Source organism: Enterobacter sp. E14S (assembly GCF_055666685.1).
On sequence record NZ_JBVODQ010000011.1, the window covers coordinates 88,800 to 104,386 of the forward strand.

Consider the following 15,587-nt stretch of genomic DNA (forward strand, 5'->3'; position numbering starts at 1 on the left):
ATTATGGCTTTTCTAAGCATCATTATTGCCGCGCATAACGCCAAAGATACGCTTCACACTACCCTAGAAAGCCTGCAAAACGCGATTGAGGGTGCGGGGGATGATGTAGAGATCATTATCTTTAACGACAATTCCAATGACTCAACGCAGGATATTATTGAAGCGTGGCTGCCAATGCTTCCGAATGCGCAATCCCGATACGTCGAGTACCGTAACGTAGGCCATGTTCGAAACAGCGCCCTCTCGCTGGCCACAGGTGAATACATTACCATGCTGGATAGCGATGACCGGATGAAACCGGGCAGCATCAGGGACGCTGTGGCGTTTCTCAAATCAGAGCGCCCTGATATGCTCCTGACGCGCCTGCTGGAAATTCGCGACACCAAAAAAATGACAGCCGACTGGCAGGGGTTCTCTCCTGTTGCTTTGTCACAACATGAGGCAATAAAGCGGTTCCTGCAGCACAAAGATTTTCAGGCACATCTCATCGGGCAATTCATTCATCGGAAATTGTATGTAAATAACCCGATTCCTTCGATGATTTGTTATGAAGATTTCGCCGTGTTTCCCGGCATGCTGATGCAATCGAGTAAAATAGTCTATCAGCGTCAGGGACACTATTATTACATCAAACGTAACGACAGTTTGTCGAGCCGTCTCGACGCCAGTAAAATCGCTACGCTGGTTAATTGCACATTACAAATGGAAGAAACATTCCCTCGTTCTTTTAAGCATCTTGTGAATTGTCACTGGTTTGATATCTACAGAAACCACCGGCAGCATCTGACTGACCAGCAACTCAAACTGGTAAAACAGCGGGTCAATGCACTTTATTCTCTCTCTTTCTTCTTCTCCAGAGATGTACGTTTCAGCTACAAAAAAAGGGTCATTGAGGCATTATGGAAAAAGTAAAACTGCGGCTTTATCAGCTGACGCTGATTTTGAGCCTTATTTCGCTTATGCTGGCGCTGCTGAGTTCAGGTAAGCAGCGAGAGTTTTTCTATATTGCGATTTATGCCAGCATTATCGGCTTAGCGTGCGAATATAAAAAAATCACAGTGCGTCCTTTTTCTATCGCATTGCCGATTTTATTGATTGGCCTGCTTAATCTTGGCTGGTATCTGGTGTATGAATATCATAGCGAAGGCCTGAACGTTTATAGCGATTATTTCGGTGCAAGTAAAAAATTAATTCTGGCAAGTATTCTCATTTTTTATCTTGACAGGTTTAAGTCTTATATTGATAAAGCATCCTTCCAGAAATATTTTTTATACGCCTCTGGTGCAGGGTTTATACTCGCTACTGGCTATGGCTTATGGCAGGCTTCACAGGGTATGGGGCGTATCGAGATGGCCATAAACCGTGCGACCGTGTCGGCCTATGTTTATTCTGTATTGTCACTGGCGTTTGTATACAGCCTTTATCTACAGAAAAATATCAAACTGTATGTAGCCGCAGGACTTATCATCTTAATATCTTATTTCGTCATTCTTCTAACGGGCACCCGTGCCGCAATGGGGTTATATTTGATCCTGGCGATTGTACTCACCCTTTACCACTTCAGAAGAATACACCTTAAATCTACGCTGATTTTCTTATGTATTGTGGCGGGTATTGTTATCGTTAGCTACAAACCATTAATCTTACCCAAGCTACAACAAACACAAGCTGAAGTTGAAAGTTATCAAAAAGGTAATGATGCAACCTCGCTCGGCGCTCGTTTCTCTATGTGGAGTGTTGGTATTCAAAACGGTCTTGCCCATCCTTTAGGGCAGTCAGTTGAAGACCGCGAAATATGGACACAGCAATATGTGAAAAATGGGCACCCACACCTCGCGGCTGCCCTCGAGTTTATCAGGGTGCATCTGCACAATGAGTTTATTGAGAAATATTCTCTGCAGGGGATCCCAGGGCTGGCGATATTAGTGTTTTTCTATATATCGATGATCGTTTACGCCCTTAAAAACAGAAATGGCCTGCTGCTAACGACCATGCTTCTTTTATTACTCTATGGCCTGACTGACGTCATACTGTTGAGTTCAGAAGCCTTAATCTTCTTTGTCACCGTGTTTGCGCTGAGTACCCCTTTTTCGCAAACCCGGCAACGCTAATGATAATGCCCGCGTCGCGGGCATTATTTTTTCTTGTATTGATAAAACTCCGCCAGCGTCATTCCTACCGTCTTATCAGACAACCAGCTAAAGAGCGTTTCTAAATCCTGATACAACCCTTCAATCGCCGCCTCATCTTTAAACGTTGGGCTTCCGCCAGGCATAAATTCCGACGAATGAAGCATAAACTCCACGTACTCACTGCCCTGCGACAGGCATTGCTGTGCGACCTGAATCATTTGCGCCGCATTCCCACCGGACGGTCTTAGCCAGTTCACAGAAGGGGAGCGGTATTTACCGCGAAGCCTGTCGTAACCCTGTTTGATCGTGTTCAACCACGCCGGGTGTTTATACTGAATGCTCATCGGCACTTCGAGTAATGGGCTATTGCCTGCCCGGGAAATATTATCTAAATCCATGAAATAGGCGTGGTCGGGGAAATGCTGATAATCCGTTCCGCCATTACCCTGCGGGGCGCCTTTAGCATTGCACCAGTTCACGCGTGGCGTCACGGAGCAATCAACCTGGTAGCCCAGTTCAACAAGCAATTTTGCGTAGCGACTGTCAAATGCCCAACGTCCGGCACGGTGGCTTAACATTTTGGTCTGGAAGGTCTCTTCCAGCAGGCGGGTCATAAACAGCACTTTCTCGCGCATCACCTCATCGGAAAATTCAATCAGATAAGGCTGCCAGCGCCAGTCATCTCCCGTGAGATCGTGTTCGGGCGGGCTATTCCATGCGTGAAGGTGCATCCCCACCTCACCCTGACCGCGGGCGATTGCGTCCCTGGCGAATTCGATGAAAACGGGTTCGATCGCCATCTCGTAATTGGTCAGCCACACGGGCTTAAAGCCGAAACGCTCACAAAGCGCCTGGAAACGCGCCAGATAACGCGCATTTTCCGTTTTAATGACGCGGTGATTTTGCCAGAGATTATCGCCCTCAGTATCAATTGTGATGATAAACGCTGGTTTGTTCATAATGAGTCCGCAAGACAGGAAAGTTAGCGCTATGTTACGCACTCTCCAAAGCATGAGTAAACCCTTCCAGGGAAATTACTGAGATTATGGAGAAAGAGTGCAAGTCGCTATCAGGTCTATTAGAATTGCCATCAGTACAACGCCGATAAGATGATGATGAATAACTTACCTGACACACCTGATTTGCGCATTTTACTTATCAAACTCCGCCATCATGGCGACATGTTACTGACCACTCCCGTCATTGATTCGCTACGTCAAAAATGGCCGCAGGCGCAGATTGATGTCCTGCTGTATGAAGAAACGCGCGATATGCTCGCCGCGCATCCGGCGATCGGTACAATTTATGGAATCGATCGTAAATGGAAACAGCTTGGCACGCTGAAGCATCTTCAAAAAGAGTGGCAGTTGCTGAGTGCGTTAAGAAATCAGCATTATCATCTGGTGATTAACCTTGCCGATCAATGGCGTAGCGCGATCGTCACCCGCTTCACCGGTGCACCCGTTCGCCTCGGATTCGCGTTTAACAAACGCAACAGTGCATTCTGGCGTTTTTGTCACACCGATCTGGTCTCTGTCGACGGTCACAAATCCCTGCATACGGTCGAACAGAATCTTTCCATTCTGGCGCCATTACCGGTCGCGCCGCAGCCTGCCGTCACCATGGCTTACACCGCAGAAGACTGGGATCATGCCCGCCAAAAGCTGATGCAGACGGCTGTGGGCGACAGCTATATCGTGATCCAGCCGACGTCCCGCTGGTTCTTTAAATGCTGGAGCGAGGACAAAATGGCGCAAACCATTACCGCACTGCAGCAGGATGGTCATACGGTTGTGCTCACCGCGGGGCCGGATAAAAAAGAGCTGGCGATGATCGATCGCATTCTCGCCGCCTCGCCAAAGACGGGAGTCGTCTCGCTGGCGGGCCAGCTAACGTTGCGCCAGTTGGCCTCACTTATCGATCATGCGCGTCTTTTTATCGGCGTTGACTCCGTTCCAATGCATATGGCCGCCGCGCTGCAAACGCCCTGCGTGGCGCTGTTTGGTCCTTCTAAACTCACGTTTTGGTCTCCATGGCAAGTCAACGGCGAAGTCATCTGGGCCGGCAATTACGGCCCGCTACCCGATCCGGATGCCATTGATACCAAAACGAAAGAACGCTATCTCGACGCCATTCCCGTTGATGCTGTCGTCTCCGCCGCAAGGAGATATCTGTCATGAAACACCATCGTCTGGCCATTGTTCGCCAAAAATATCGCCCTGATGGCGGAGCGGAACGCTTCGTTTCGCGCGCTCTCACCGCGCTGAGCAATCAGAACCTTGAGCTCAACGTCATCACGCGTGAGTGGCAGGGAGAGAAGCAAGACGACTGGCATATCCACATTTGCAACCCTCAAAAATGGGGCCGGATCAGTCGAGAGCGCGGATTTGCACAGGCCGCGCGCGCGCTGTGGCAGCAACAGCAGTTTGATATTGTTCAAAGCCATGAGCGCATCCCGGGTTGTGATATCTATCGCGCGGGTGATGGGGTGCATCGTCGCTGGCTGCTGCAGCGCGCGCGCATTTTACCTGCCTGGCGTGCGCAAATGCTGATGTATGACCGCTATCACCGCTACGTGATGCGTGCGGAACGGGAAATGTATCAGGCGCCTGAGTTAAAAGCCGTAATCTGCAATGCGGAGATGATCAAACGCGAAATCGTTGAAGACTTTGATATTGACGCAAATAAAATTCATGTGATTTATAATTCTATTGATTCCAGCCGCTTCGTTCCGGCCCAGGAGGCACAGCGTGCGATGCTGCGCCAGCAAGTTGGTTTGCCAGCCGATGCCGTTGTGTTCTGTTTTGTTGGCTCAGGGTTTGAACGAAAAGGATTAGCCAGCGCCATACGCGCTATCGCTGGAACATCAGCCTGGCTGATTGTGGTTGGGCAAGATAAAGCAGAGCGTCGTTATCGCGACCTCGCCCGTTCGTTAGGCTGCGAGGGGCAAATCCGTTTCCTGGGGGTGCAAAAAGAAACTCTGCCTTTTTATCAGCTATCCGATGGTTTACTGTTGCCAACGCTGTATGATCCCTTTCCTAACGTTATTCTTGAAGCGATGGCCTGCGGCTTGCCCGTCATTACTTCAGAGAGTTGCGGTGGTGCAGAGTTTATTCAACAAGGCCAGAACGGATTTTATTGTGACGCACTTGATATCAGTACATTGAAGGAAGCGGTAGCCGCTATTCCTTTACTGGAAAAAAATAACAATATGGGACGAGCGGCACGTGAACGTGTAAAAGACGCTACTCCCGAAAAACTATCAAGTCAGCTTATTACGCTTTATCAAAAATTACTGGATTAAAAATGCGCATCCTAATGATTATTGATGGTTTACCCGGTGGAGGAGCTGAAAAAACGGTTCTTACACTCTCCCGTGGATTAATAGAAATGGGACATCAGGTCTCTCTATTCTCTCTGCGGAAAGTGTGCGACTACGCCATCCCGGACGGCATCGATTATCAGGTTGTTCAGGACACATGTAAAAAACCGTGGCGAAAGCTGACGGAGATCCCACGCCGCGCCCAACTGCTGGATCAGGCGATTGAGCGAGCTGAGCGCAGCGGCAAATTTGATGTGGTGTTCTCTCACCTGCACAAAACCGACCGCATTGTGGCGCACTGCCGCGCGCTGGAACGTGACAAAGTCTGGTTCTGCGTGCACGGCATGTTCTCGTTCTCCTATCTTCGCCATCGCAGCGGACTTTCGCGCTGGTTTAAACATCTTAAAATCCGTCATACCTACGAAAACCGCAACGTTGTCGCCGTCTCAGGCGCCGTGTTGACAGACCTTTCCGAGACGCTGGCGCTCAATCTTCGACGCAAAGCGGTTATCCATAATCCTTTCGATATTCCTGAAATTCAGCGTCTGGCGGATGCGCCCTTCGAGATGCAGGGAAAGGATTACATTATTCATGTTGGCCGCTTCCATGAGCACAAACGCCACGACCGCCTTTTACGTGCGTTCGCCCTGAGTAACATTGACACCACGCTGGTCATGATGGGCAATGGGTCTGACGCTCAAATTCAAAAACTCAAGCAGCTTGCTGCCGAGCTGGGTATTGAAAACAAAACGGTTTTCCGCCCGTTCGAGTCCAATCCCTATCCCTGGATTAAAGGGGCACGCCTTTTAGTGTTAAGTTCTGACTGCGAAGGTTTTGGTAATGTGCTGGTCGAAGCCATTATCTGCCAGACGCCACCGGTCAGTACAAATTGCCCAGGAGGCCCTGCCGAAATCCTTACCGGGGCTTTAGCGCGCGGGCTGGCAGAGTTAAATGACGAGTCACTGGCAAAAACGCTGGCGGATATTTATACCGCCCCGCCGGTCGTTGGCGATGCAACCATCGCGTCGTTCGGTATCAGTGCCATTTGCCAGCAATATATTGCTCTGGTCGACAATCAAAAATAATCAGGTTTCTTATGCAAAATTCAGCCCCATTGTTAAGCGTGGTGGTTGCCGTTTATAACGGTGAAGCTTTCCTGGATCAGTTCTTTACCTGCCTTGTCAATCAACGCATCGACAGCATGGAAGTCATCATTGTCAATGACGGCTCTACTGACCGCTCGATGGAGATCGTCGAAAACTGGCGAGAAAAACTGCCGCAGCTGCAGGTCATAGAACAGCAAAACCAGGGCGTATCCATCGCGCGTAACACCGGTCTGGCCGTTGCGACGGGTCAATATCTCTCTTTCCCGGATATTGATGATGTCTTTAAACCCGGCATGTACCAGCGCCTGCTGGATATGGCCGTCACGCAGGATCTGGATGTCGCCACCTGTAACGGGAACTACGTCTGGGAGAATAACAAGAAACCCTCGCGCCCGATCTTCCCTGAAGACAAACTGTCTTCGACTGGGGTCATGGCTGGCCCTGCGTGGTTAAAAATGGCGCTGGACTCTCGTAAATTCCTTCACGTCACCTGGCTGAATATCTATCGCCACGACTTTATCCGTAAACACAATTTCCATTTCGAACCCGGCCTGCGCCATCAGGATATCCCGTGGACCACCGAAGTGCTGCTTGCGGCAGAGCGGGTTCAGTACACCAGTGAACGTTATTACGACTACTACATTCACTCTGCATCGGTGTCCCATATGCCGGACAATGACGACACGCTGATTCGCTCCGCGCGTCACTACATGAAAATCCTGCAGATGCTCGACGCCATCAATCAGCGCTACCCGGATAAAGTGAAAGGGATCCCTGCCTGCCACTGGCAAATTGCCAAAGAGGGCCTGGGCATTATTCACACCTTCGACAACATGAAGGATGAGAAGAAGAAATCAATGATTATTAAAGAGTTCTTCGAAACTGGCATCTGGAAACTCATCTGGAAAAGTGCAAAAAGTCCGCGTCTGCGCTGGCGGCTGGGTCGACGTTATTTCCGTTTGAAACGGTATCTGGCATAAGAGATAGCTTTACCTGGCCTAAATGCTTAGAATTTGCCCGCCGAAACTAAAAAAACGGATAATCGCTTGGAATTGTTGTATACCGCTCTGCTCTACATCATTCAGCCACTGGTGTGGCTGAGACTGTTGCTTCGTAGCCGGAAAGCGCCTGCGTATCGTAAACGCTGGGCTGAACGCTATGGCTTCTGCCGCAATAAAGTCGTACCGGACGGTATTTTGCTGCATTCCGTTTCTGTCGGTGAAACGCTGGCGGCGATCCCGCTGGTTCGCGCCCTGCGTCACCGCTACCCTTCGCTGCCAATCACCGTCACGACGATGACGCCAACCGGCTCGGAGCGCGCGTTATCCGCTTTCGGTAAAGACGTGCAGCACGTCTATCTGCCTTACGATCTGCCCTGCGCCATGAATCGTTTCCTGAATACCGTTCGCCCGAAGCTGGTGATCGTGATGGAAACCGAACTGTGGCCGAATATGATTTCCGCCCTGCATGCCCGTAAAATCCCGCTGGTCATTGCCAACGCGCGCCTGTCAGAGCGCTCGGCGAAAGGTTACGGCAAGCTGGGTAAGTTTATGCGCCGCCTGCTGAGCAAAATTACGCTGATTGCCGCGCAGAACGAAGAGGATGCGGCACGCTTTATCGCGCTGGGCCTGAAACGCAACCAGCTTGCGGTAACGGGCAGCCTGAAATTTGATATTTCCGTTACCCCTGAGCTCGCCGCCCGTGCGATCACGCTGCGTCGCCAGTGGGCCCCGCGTCGTCAGGTCTGGATTGCCACCAGTACCCATGATGGCGAAGAAGAGATCATCCTGCAGGCTCACCGCAAGCTGCTGGAAAAATTCCCTGATTTACTGCTGATCCTCGTGCCTCGCCATCCGGAGCGTTTTAAGGATGCCCGTGAAATGGTCCAGAAAGGCGGCTTCAGCTTCACGCTGCGCAGCAGCGGTGAAATCCCTTCCGGCAGCACCCAGGTGGTGATTGGCGATACGATGGGCGAACTGATGCTGCTGTACGGCATTGCTGATCTCGCGTTTGTCGGTGGCAGCCTGGTCGAGCGCGGCGGTCATAACCCGCTGGAGCCGGCAGCCCACGCCATTCCGGTACTGATGGGGCCGCACACGTTTAACTTCAAAGATATCTGCGCGAAATTACAGCAGGCCGATGGTTTAATTACCGTGACCGATGCGGATTCGGTGGTTAAAGAGGTATCGACCCTTCTGACTGACGAAGATTATCGCCTGTGGTACGGGCGTCATGCCGTCGAAGTGCTGCACCAGAACCAGGGCGCACTGACCCGACTGCTGCAGCTTCTGCAACCTTATCTGCCTCAGCGGAGCCACTGATGTCAACGCGTCTGTCGGTCGTCATGATCGCCAAAAACGCCGCCGACCTGCTTCCGGACTGCCTGGCGTCGGTTGCCTGGGCTGACGAGATAGTCATTCTTGACTCCGGAAGTACGGACAACACGGTGGACGTTGCCCGGGCAGCGGGCGCAAAAGTCTTTGTCGACGCTGACTGGCAAGGCTACGGCATCCAGCGCCAGCGCGCGCAGGGGTATGCCACAGGTGATTATGTCCTGATGCTCGACACCGACGAACGCATCACGCCTGAGCTTCAGCAGGCCATTCAGGCGGTGATTTCCTCGCCCCAGCCTGGCGCCGTATACAGCATTGCCCGCCGCAACTACTTCCTTGGCCGTTTTATGCGCCACAGCGGCTGGTATCCTGACCGCGTGATGCGCCTCTACGAGCGCGAGCGGTATCAGTACAACGACAATCTGGTGCATGAATCCCTGAGCTGCGATAGCGCTCAGGTCATCCCCCTGACGGGCGATTTGCTGCACCTGACCTGCCGTGATTTCGCGAGCTTCCAGCGTAAACAGCTCAACTATGCCACCGCATGGGCGCAGGAGCGTCACCAGCGCGGCAAGAAGGCCTCGCTGACGGGAATCTTCACCCACACGCTGGGCGCGTTTCTGAAAACGCTGCTGCTGCGTGGTGGCGTGCTGGACGGTAAGCAGGGCTGGTTACTCGCGGTAGTGAATGCCCAGTATACTTTCAACAAATACACCGAGCTGTGGGCGCTCTGCCGCGGCTACTCAGAGAAAACGTGAGCCATGAGCACAAAAGCGATTTATCCGGGTACCTTCGATCCGATCACCAACGGTCATCTTGATATCATCACCCGTGCGGCGTGCATGTTCGACAAGGTGATCCTGGCCATTGCCGCCAGCCCCAGCAAAAAGCCGATGTTTGACCTCAACGAGCGGGTACAGCTCGCCACCGATGCCATTTCGCACCTGCCGAATGTTGAGGTGGTCGGGTTTAGCGACCTGATGGCTAACTTCGCCCGCGCTCAGCAGGCAAACATTCTTATCCGTGGTTTACGCGCGGTGGCAGACTTCGAGTATGAGATGCAGCTGGCGCACATGAACCGCCACCTGATGCCGGAGCTGGAGAGCGTGTTCCTGATGCCCTCCAAAGAGTGGTCGTTTATCTCTTCCACGCTGGTAAAAGAGGTGGCGCGTCATCACGGCGACGTCACCCATTTCCTGCCGACTAACGTCCATCAGGCATTGATGGAAAAGCTAAAGTAGCCCTATTTCTGGCACTGACGGCAGTAGAACGTGGCGCGCTGGGCGTGCTTCGTAGCAATAACGGGCGTGCCGCAGACTCTGCACGGTTCGCCTTTACGGCCATATACCTGCAGCTCCTGGGCAAAATAGCCCGGCTTGCCGTCACTTTGCAGGAAGTCCTTCAACGTTGTCCCGCCCTGCTCAATCGAGCGAAGTAATACAGCTTTAATCACCCGGGCCAGCAGCTCGCACTCCTGCGCAGACAGCGAAGAGGCCAGCCGATCGGGATGGATCCCGGCCGCAAACAGCGATTCGCTGGCGTAGATATTCCCCACGCCGACCACCAGCTTGTTATCCATCAGCCAGGGCTTAATCGGGCTTTTCTTCTTCGCACACTTCGCCTTGAGGTATTCCGCGTTAAACGCGTCTGAGAGCGGCTCCGGGCCCAGATGCGCCAGCACGTTATGCCCTTCCAGCTCCTTCGTCCACAGCCACGCGCCAAAGCGCCGTGGGTCGGTGTAACGGAGCACTTTGCCGTTGCTCATCACCAGATCGACATGGTCATGCTTTTCCGCAGGCAGTTCTTCGGTAAGAATGCGCAGGCTCCCGGACATTCCCAGGTGGATAATAATCCAGCCGTCGGGCAGCTCTAGCAGCAGGTATTTCGCGCGACGCTGTACGCTAAGGACGGGTTTATCGCTCAGGGCATGGATCTCATCGGACACCGGCCAGCGCAGACGTCCATTGCGGACCACCGCGTGAAGAATCGTTGCGCCGACCAGATGGGGCTCAATGCCGCGACGGCTGGTTTCTACCTCAGGTAATTCAGGCATGGTTCCTCCGTTGAGATACAGAATGCAAAAAACCCCGCAATTGCGGGGTTTTTCGATACAAGGAGACTAAAATTATTTGATTTTAGCTTCTTTGTACAGTACGTGCTGGCGTACAACTGGATCGAATTTTTTCAGTTCCAGTTTTTCCGGCTTAGTACGTTTGTTCTTCGTGGTGGTGTAGAAGTGACCTGTACCAGCAGAAGAAACCAGCTTGATTTTCTCGCGAATACCTTTAGCCATGATTTATTTCCTCTTTAAGTACTTAGTACTTTTCGCCACGGGCACGCAGTTCGGACAGAACTGTATCGATGCCTTTCTTATCGATTACACGCATACCTTTAGCAGATACGCGCAGGGTGACAAAACGCTTCTCGCTCTCAACCCAGAAACGGTGAGAGTGCAGGTTCGGCAGGAAACGGCGTTTAGTCGCGTTCAGTGCGTGGGAACGGTTGTTACCGGTCACCGGACGCTTGCCAGTAACTTGGCAGACTCGGGACATGTCTATTCTCCAAAAATCAAATTAGCTCGAGCTTCGTATGGGGTATCGGCGCCTCGTCAGGCTTTACAGCCCGGTCATCGCATAGTTCTAAGTGAACTCTCGATTGCCAGGCCCAAATGCCAAACCCGAGATTCTCAAAGGTGGCGTAGTATACGCTGACTCGGCGGTGTGCTCAAGTCCCGAACAGACAAAGATCCCGATGGATCGCGAGAAATAGCCTAAATCCAGCCATGTTCTGCGAAAGAAATGTACTCACCGCGGCCAATTATCAAATGGTCCAGCACACGAATGTCCATGAATTGACAGCATTTGATAATGCGTTCGGTGATTTCTTTGTCCGCTCTGCTCGGTTCTGCACAGCCAGAGGGGTGATTATGCGCGAGGATCACGCCCGCTGCATTCACTTTTATCGCTTCCCGCACAATTTCACGCGGATGCACCTCAACGTGGCTCAACGTGCCCGCAAAGAGACAGCTATGTTTCAGCACCCGATTTCTGTTATCGACAAAGATCACCATAAAGATCTCGCGTTCAATATCAGTTAACTGGCTTTGCAGGAATTCACGCGTCATCGCGGGCGTCAGGATCGGATCTTCCTTCTCCATGCGGACATTGTAAAAACGGCGGGCAAGTTCAGCAATGCCCCTCAGCTGGGCATATTTCGCCACGCCAATTCCCTCAACGTGCTTAAACTGCGCCAGATCGGCGGTCAATAAACCGTACAGCGAACCGAAATGTGCGATCAGCTCTTTTGCCAGCGTAAATACCGTTTTTCCGGGCGTTCCGGTACGTAAAAAGAGCGCCAGCAGTTCATCGTCTTTTAACAGGGTGACGCCATAGCGCAACAGTTTTTCGCGCGGCAGCAGCTCCTCATCCTCTTCTTCCATGCTCTTTCTCCCCTTTTTAACCTCATGCTGCCACAGGCCAATCCGTCGCTCGACGGCCACATTGCGTTCTTGCGTAGCGCCTCGCAAAGTGGACGAAGGACAAAATCACTCCGCTTTGGGGATTGTGATAAAATGCCCGCTCTCTGGTGAAACCCAACAGGAAAGAATCATGATGAGCCTGGCCGGTAAAAAAATCGTTCTTGGCGTGAGCGGCGGCATTGCTGCTTATAAAGCGCCGGAGCTGGTGCGTCGTCTGCGCGAGCGCGGAGCTGACGTGCGGGTCGCGATAACCGAAGGCGGTAAAGCCTTTATCACTCCCCTGAGCCTGCAGGCCGTTTCAGGATACCCGGTATCTGACAGCCTGCTCGATCCGGCCGCCGAAGCCGCGATGGGCCATATTGAGCTGGGAAAATGGGCAGACCTGGTTATCCTCGCTCCCGCCACGGCTGATTTAATCGCTCGGGTTGCGGCCGGTATGGCAAACGATCTGGTCTCCACTATTTGTCTGGCCACCCCTGCGCCTGTTGCCGTCGTTCCTGCCATGAACCAGCAGATGTACCGTAACGCGGCCACCCAGCATAATCTTGAGACGCTGGTCTCACGCGGCCTGCTTATCTGGGGTCCGGACAGCGGCAGCCAGGCCTGCGGCGACGTTGGCCCGGGTCGCATGCTTGATCCGCTGACGATTGTTGATATGGCAGCAGCCCATTTTTCGCCTGTCAACGATCTGCAACATCTCAACATCATGATTACCGCGGGCCCCACGCGCGAGCCGCTGGATCCGGTGCGCTACATCACCAACCACAGCTCCGGCAAAATGGGCTTTGCGATTGCCGCCGCCGCCGCAAGGCGTGGCGCGAACGTCACGCTGGTGAGCGGCCCGGTATCGCTGCCTACCCCTGCGTTTGTGAAGCGAATTGACGTCACCACCGCGCTGGAGATGGAAGCCGCCGTGCAGGCACATGCGCAAAGCCAGCAAATTTTTATCGGCTGTGCGGCCGTCGCAGACTATCGTGCCGAGACGATCGCCGAGGCTAAAATTAAAAAGCAAGGCGATGAATTAACACTAAAAATGGTGAAAAACCCGGACATTGTCGCCGGTGTCGCCGCACTAAAAAGCCATCGTCCATACGTTGTTGGGTTTGCCGCAGAAACGAATAATGTGGAAGAATATGCCCGGCAAAAACGTACCCGCAAAAACCTCGATTTGATTTGCGCGAACGACGTATCGCTGGCCACACAAGGATTTAACAGCGACAGCAACGCACTGCACCTTTTCTGGCAGGATGGAGATAAAGTCTTACCGCTTGAGCGCAAGGAACTCCTGGGCCAACAATTACTGGACGAGATCGTTACCCGTTATGATGAAAAAAATCGACGTTAAGATTCTGGACCCGCGTGTTGGCGAGCAATTCCCGCTGCCAACCTATGCCACCTCCGGCTCTGCCGGTCTTGACCTGCGCGCCTGTCTCGATGACGCCGTAGAACTGGCTCCGGGTGCCACTACCCTGGTTCCAACTGGCCTGGCGATTCACATTGCTGACCCGTCTCTGGCAGCGGTGATCCTGCCGCGTTCTGGCCTGGGCCATAAGCACGGCGTTGTGCTGGGTAACCTGGTCGGTCTGATCGACTCCGACTACCAGGGTCAGCTGATGGTCTCCGTCTGGAACCGCGGTCAGGACAGCTTCACCATTGAACCGGGCGAGCGTATCGCCCAGATGGTCTTTGTACCGGTGGTACAGGCAGAATTTAACCTGGTGGCAGACTTTGACGCCACCGACCGTGGCGAAGGCGGCTTCGGCCATTCCGGGCGCAAATAACGGCCCGAAAGACACGTATCTCACAGCGTCATAATGCAATAACAAACCGCAAACGCCCGTTTGCGGTCGCTGTGTGGATGCCAGCCTGGCAAGTGCTTATTTTCAGGGGTATTTTGTAACATGGCAGAAAAACAAACCGCGAAAAGGAATCGTCGCGAAGAAATACTTCAATCTCTGGCTCTGATGCTTGAATCCAGCGATGGCAGTCAACGCATCACCACCGCTAAACTGGCCGCCTCTGTAGGCGTGTCTGAGGCGGCGCTGTACCGTCATTTCCCGAGCAAGACCCGGATGTTCGACAGTCTGATCGAGTTTATTGAAGACAGCCTGATTACGCGCATCAACCTGATTCTGAAAGACGAAAAAGACACCACCGCGCGTCTGCGTCTGATTGTGCTGCTAATCCTGGGCTTCGGTGAACGCAATCCGGGCTTAACCCGTATTCTCACCGGCCACGCGCTGATGTTTGAACAGGACAGACTGCAGGGCCGCATTAACCAGCTTTTCGAACGTATTGAAGCGCAGCTGCGCCAGGTACTGCGCGAAAAGAAAATGCGTGAAGGCGAAGGTTACACCATCGATGAGACGCTGCTGGCAAGCCAGATCCTGGCGTTTTGTGAAGGGATGCTCTCCCGCTTTGTGCGTAGCGAATTCAAATACCGTCCAACGGACGATTTTGACGCCCGCTGGCCGTTAGTGGCTGCTCAGTTGCAGTAATCCGTAAGCCCGGTAAGCGTAGCGCCACCGGGCAATTTAATTACACCCCGAACTCTTCCCGGTACGTACGTACCGCCGCCAGATGGTCCGCCATCTCAGGCTTCTCTTCCAGATACGCAATCAGGTCTTTCAGGGTGATAATCGACGTCACTTTGCAGCTGTAATCGCGCTCGACTTCCTGAATAGCGGAAATTTCACCGCGACCACGCTCCTGACGATCCAGAGAAATCAGCACGCCAGCAAGCGTCGCACCGTTGGCCTGAATAATCTCCATCGATTCGCGGATCGCCGTACCCGCGGTAATCACGTCATCGACCAGCATGACGCGGCCCTGCAGCGCGCTGCCGACCAAATTCCCGCCTTCGCCATGGGTTTTGGCCTCTTTGCGGTTAAAGCAGTACGGCACGTCGCGGTCATGGTGTTCCGCCAGCGCCACCGCGGTGGTGGTCGCAATCGGAATGCCTTTATAGGCCGGGCCAAACAGCAGATCAAAATCAATCCCGGAATCCACCAGCGCTTCGGCATAGAAACGGCCTAACAGTGCCAGATCGCGCCCGGTATTAAACAGCCCGGCGTTGAAGAAATAGGGACTTTTACGCCCGGATTTCAGCGTAAATTCGCCAAACTTAAGTACCTGCTTGTTAAGCGCAAACTCAATAAACTGGCGCTGATACGATTTCATGGATTTGCTCCTTTGGTTTTTCTGTCTTACAGGCAA

Annotated in this window: 18 protein-coding genes; 12 read left to right on the plus strand and 6 right to left on the minus strand. The window is 52.8% G+C overall.

What is annotated here, in order from left to right; all coding sequences use genetic code 11:
- Positions 1–3: 3 nt before the first annotated feature.
- Positions 4–912, plus strand: coding sequence for a glycosyltransferase family 2 protein (locus ACZ6J2_RS18765; protein WP_471726415.1), 909 nt, complete (start codon positions 4–6; stop codon positions 910–912).
- Positions 900–2,111, plus strand: coding sequence for an O-antigen ligase family protein (locus ACZ6J2_RS18770; protein WP_471726416.1), 1,212 nt, complete (start codon positions 900–902; stop codon positions 2,109–2,111). The genes ACZ6J2_RS18765 and ACZ6J2_RS18770 overlap by 13 nt, the downstream gene beginning before the upstream one ends.
- A gap of 23 nt (positions 2,112–2,134) precedes the next feature.
- Here the strand turns inward: ACZ6J2_RS18770 and ACZ6J2_RS18775 are convergent, their stop codons facing one another.
- Complete coding sequence (locus ACZ6J2_RS18775) at positions 2,135–3,091, minus strand: polysaccharide deacetylase family protein (RefSeq protein WP_471726417.1); 957 nt, start codon at positions 3,089–3,091, stop codon at positions 2,135–2,137.
- A gap of 150 nt (positions 3,092–3,241) precedes the next feature.
- Between ACZ6J2_RS18775 and rfaQ the strand changes: the two genes are divergently transcribed.
- The 7 genes from rfaQ (at position 3,242) to coaD (ending at position 10,134) form a co-directional block, all read left to right on the plus strand.
- Positions 3,242–4,312 carry a putative lipopolysaccharide heptosyltransferase III gene (rfaQ, locus tag ACZ6J2_RS18780; protein ID WP_471726418.1) on the plus strand — a complete coding sequence of 357 codons (1,071 nt, stop codon included), beginning with the start codon at positions 3,242–3,244 and terminating at the stop codon, positions 4,310–4,312.
- A complete protein-coding gene (locus ACZ6J2_RS18785; protein ID WP_471726419.1) occupies positions 4,309–5,436 on the plus strand; it encodes a glycosyltransferase family 4 protein in 1,128 nt (375 codons plus the stop codon). The genes rfaQ and ACZ6J2_RS18785 overlap by 4 nt, the downstream gene beginning before the upstream one ends.
- A gap of 2 nt (positions 5,437–5,438) precedes the next feature.
- Complete coding sequence (locus tag ACZ6J2_RS18790; RefSeq protein WP_471726420.1) at positions 5,439–6,539, plus strand: glycosyltransferase; 1,101 nt, start codon at positions 5,439–5,441, stop codon at positions 6,537–6,539.
- Between the two features lie 11 nt (positions 6,540–6,550).
- Entirely contained in the window at positions 6,551–7,540 is a 990-nt protein-coding gene (locus ACZ6J2_RS18795; protein ID WP_471726421.1) for a glycosyltransferase, read from the plus strand.
- 66 nt (positions 7,541–7,606) lie between these two features.
- Complete coding sequence (gene waaA / locus ACZ6J2_RS18800) at positions 7,607–8,881, plus strand: lipid IV(A) 3-deoxy-D-manno-octulosonic acid transferase (RefSeq protein ID WP_032661923.1); 1,275 nt, start codon at positions 7,607–7,609, stop codon at positions 8,879–8,881.
- The gene (locus ACZ6J2_RS18805; RefSeq protein ID WP_045887674.1) at positions 8,881–9,651 is read left to right on the plus strand and encodes a glycosyltransferase family 2 protein; all 771 of its coding nucleotides are present in this window, start codon (positions 8,881–8,883) and stop codon (positions 9,649–9,651) included. Before waaA ends, ACZ6J2_RS18805 begins: the two co-directional genes overlap by 1 nt.
- A 3-nt stretch (positions 9,652–9,654) precedes the next feature.
- Complete coding sequence (coaD, locus tag ACZ6J2_RS18810; RefSeq protein WP_023334018.1) at positions 9,655–10,134, plus strand: pantetheine-phosphate adenylyltransferase; 480 nt, start codon at positions 9,655–9,657, stop codon at positions 10,132–10,134.
- Between the two features lie 2 nt (positions 10,135–10,136).
- Here the strand turns inward: coaD and mutM are convergent, their stop codons facing one another.
- The 4 genes from mutM to radC all read right to left on the minus strand — a co-directional run bounded on the left by mutM (position 10,137) and on the right by radC (position 12,332).
- Positions 10,137–10,946, minus strand: a complete 810-nt coding sequence (mutM, locus tag ACZ6J2_RS18815; RefSeq protein ID WP_339275854.1) for a bifunctional DNA-formamidopyrimidine glycosylase/DNA-(apurinic or apyrimidinic site) lyase — start codon at positions 10,944–10,946, stop codon at positions 10,137–10,139.
- 72 nt (positions 10,947–11,018) lie between these two features.
- Positions 11,019–11,186, minus strand: coding sequence for a 50S ribosomal protein L33 (rpmG, locus tag ACZ6J2_RS18820; protein ID WP_003024094.1), 168 nt, complete (start codon positions 11,184–11,186; stop codon positions 11,019–11,021).
- 22 nt (positions 11,187–11,208) lie between these two features.
- Positions 11,209–11,445 (minus strand): 50S ribosomal protein L28, encoded by a 237-nt coding sequence (gene rpmB / locus ACZ6J2_RS18825; RefSeq protein WP_002436699.1) that lies wholly within the window; start codon positions 11,443–11,445, stop codon positions 11,209–11,211.
- 218 nt (positions 11,446–11,663) lie between these two features.
- A complete protein-coding gene (gene radC / locus ACZ6J2_RS18830) occupies positions 11,664–12,332 on the minus strand; it encodes a RadC family protein (RefSeq protein WP_033147044.1) in 669 nt (222 codons plus the stop codon).
- Positions 12,333–12,504: 172 nt separating this feature from the next.
- Between radC and coaBC the strand changes: the two genes are divergently transcribed.
- From coaBC to slmA, 3 genes are all read left to right on the plus strand, one after another.
- On the plus strand, positions 12,505–13,716 hold the full coding sequence (gene coaBC, locus ACZ6J2_RS18835) for a bifunctional phosphopantothenoylcysteine decarboxylase/phosphopantothenate--cysteine ligase CoaBC (protein WP_471726438.1): 1,212 nt from the start codon (positions 12,505–12,507) through the stop codon (positions 13,714–13,716).
- Entirely contained in the window at positions 13,694–14,152 is a 459-nt protein-coding gene (gene dut, locus ACZ6J2_RS18840; RefSeq protein WP_008502691.1) for a dUTP diphosphatase, read from the plus strand. The genes coaBC and dut overlap by 23 nt, the downstream gene beginning before the upstream one ends.
- Before the next feature lie 120 nt (positions 14,153–14,272).
- The gene (slmA, locus tag ACZ6J2_RS18845) at positions 14,273–14,869 is read left to right on the plus strand and encodes a nucleoid occlusion factor SlmA (protein WP_010426428.1); all 597 of its coding nucleotides are present in this window, start codon (positions 14,273–14,275) and stop codon (positions 14,867–14,869) included.
- Positions 14,870–14,909: 40 nt separating this feature from the next.
- On the opposite strand, the gene pyrE is transcribed toward slmA, so the two are convergent.
- Entirely contained in the window at positions 14,910–15,551 is a 642-nt protein-coding gene (pyrE, locus tag ACZ6J2_RS18850; protein WP_471726422.1) for an orotate phosphoribosyltransferase, read from the minus strand.
- Between the last annotated feature and the right edge of the window lie 36 nt (positions 15,552–15,587).

What these genes read in the sequence shown, in the direction of transcription:
- ACZ6J2_RS18805 (WP_045887674.1), top strand. Translation starts at nt 8,881, where the DNA reads ATGTCAACGCGTCTGTCGGTCGTCATGATCGCCAAAAACGCCGCCGAC.
- ACZ6J2_RS18770 (WP_471726416.1), top strand. Translation starts at nt 900, where the DNA reads ATGGAAAAAGTAAAACTGCGGCTTTATCAGCTGACGCTGATTTTGAGC.
- rpmB (WP_002436699.1), bottom strand. Translation starts at nt 11,445, where the DNA reads ATGTCCCGAGTCTGCCAAGTTACTGGCAAGCGTCCGGTGACCGGTAAC.
- mutM (WP_339275854.1), bottom strand. Translation starts at nt 10,946, where the DNA reads ATGCCTGAATTACCTGAGGTAGAAACCAGCCGTCGCGGCATTGAGCCC.
- ACZ6J2_RS18785 (WP_471726419.1), top strand. Translation starts at nt 4,309, where the DNA reads ATGAAACACCATCGTCTGGCCATTGTTCGCCAAAAATATCGCCCTGAT.
- pyrE (WP_471726422.1), bottom strand. Translation starts at nt 15,551, where the DNA reads ATGAAATCGTATCAGCGCCAGTTTATTGAGTTTGCGCTTAACAAGCAG.
- coaBC (WP_471726438.1), top strand. Translation starts at nt 12,505, where the DNA reads ATGAGCCTGGCCGGTAAAAAAATCGTTCTTGGCGTGAGCGGCGGCATT.
- rfaQ (WP_471726418.1), top strand. Translation starts at nt 3,242, where the DNA reads ATGATGATGAATAACTTACCTGACACACCTGATTTGCGCATTTTACTT.
- dut (WP_008502691.1), top strand. Translation starts at nt 13,694, where the DNA reads ATGATGAAAAAAATCGACGTTAAGATTCTGGACCCGCGTGTTGGCGAG.
- ACZ6J2_RS18765 (WP_471726415.1), top strand. Translation starts at nt 4, where the DNA reads ATGGCTTTTCTAAGCATCATTATTGCCGCGCATAACGCCAAAGATACG.
- slmA (WP_010426428.1), top strand. Translation starts at nt 14,273, where the DNA reads ATGGCAGAAAAACAAACCGCGAAAAGGAATCGTCGCGAAGAAATACTT.
- coaD (WP_023334018.1), top strand. Translation starts at nt 9,655, where the DNA reads ATGAGCACAAAAGCGATTTATCCGGGTACCTTCGATCCGATCACCAAC.
- ACZ6J2_RS18775 (WP_471726417.1), bottom strand. Translation starts at nt 3,091, where the DNA reads ATGAACAAACCAGCGTTTATCATCACAATTGATACTGAGGGCGATAAT.
- ACZ6J2_RS18790 (WP_471726420.1), top strand. Translation starts at nt 5,439, where the DNA reads ATGCGCATCCTAATGATTATTGATGGTTTACCCGGTGGAGGAGCTGAA.
- ACZ6J2_RS18795 (WP_471726421.1), top strand. Translation starts at nt 6,551, where the DNA reads ATGCAAAATTCAGCCCCATTGTTAAGCGTGGTGGTTGCCGTTTATAAC.
- rpmG (WP_003024094.1), bottom strand. Translation starts at nt 11,186, where the DNA reads ATGGCTAAAGGTATTCGCGAGAAAATCAAGCTGGTTTCTTCTGCTGGT.
- radC (WP_033147044.1), bottom strand. Translation starts at nt 12,332, where the DNA reads ATGGAAGAAGAGGATGAGGAGCTGCTGCCGCGCGAAAAACTGTTGCGC.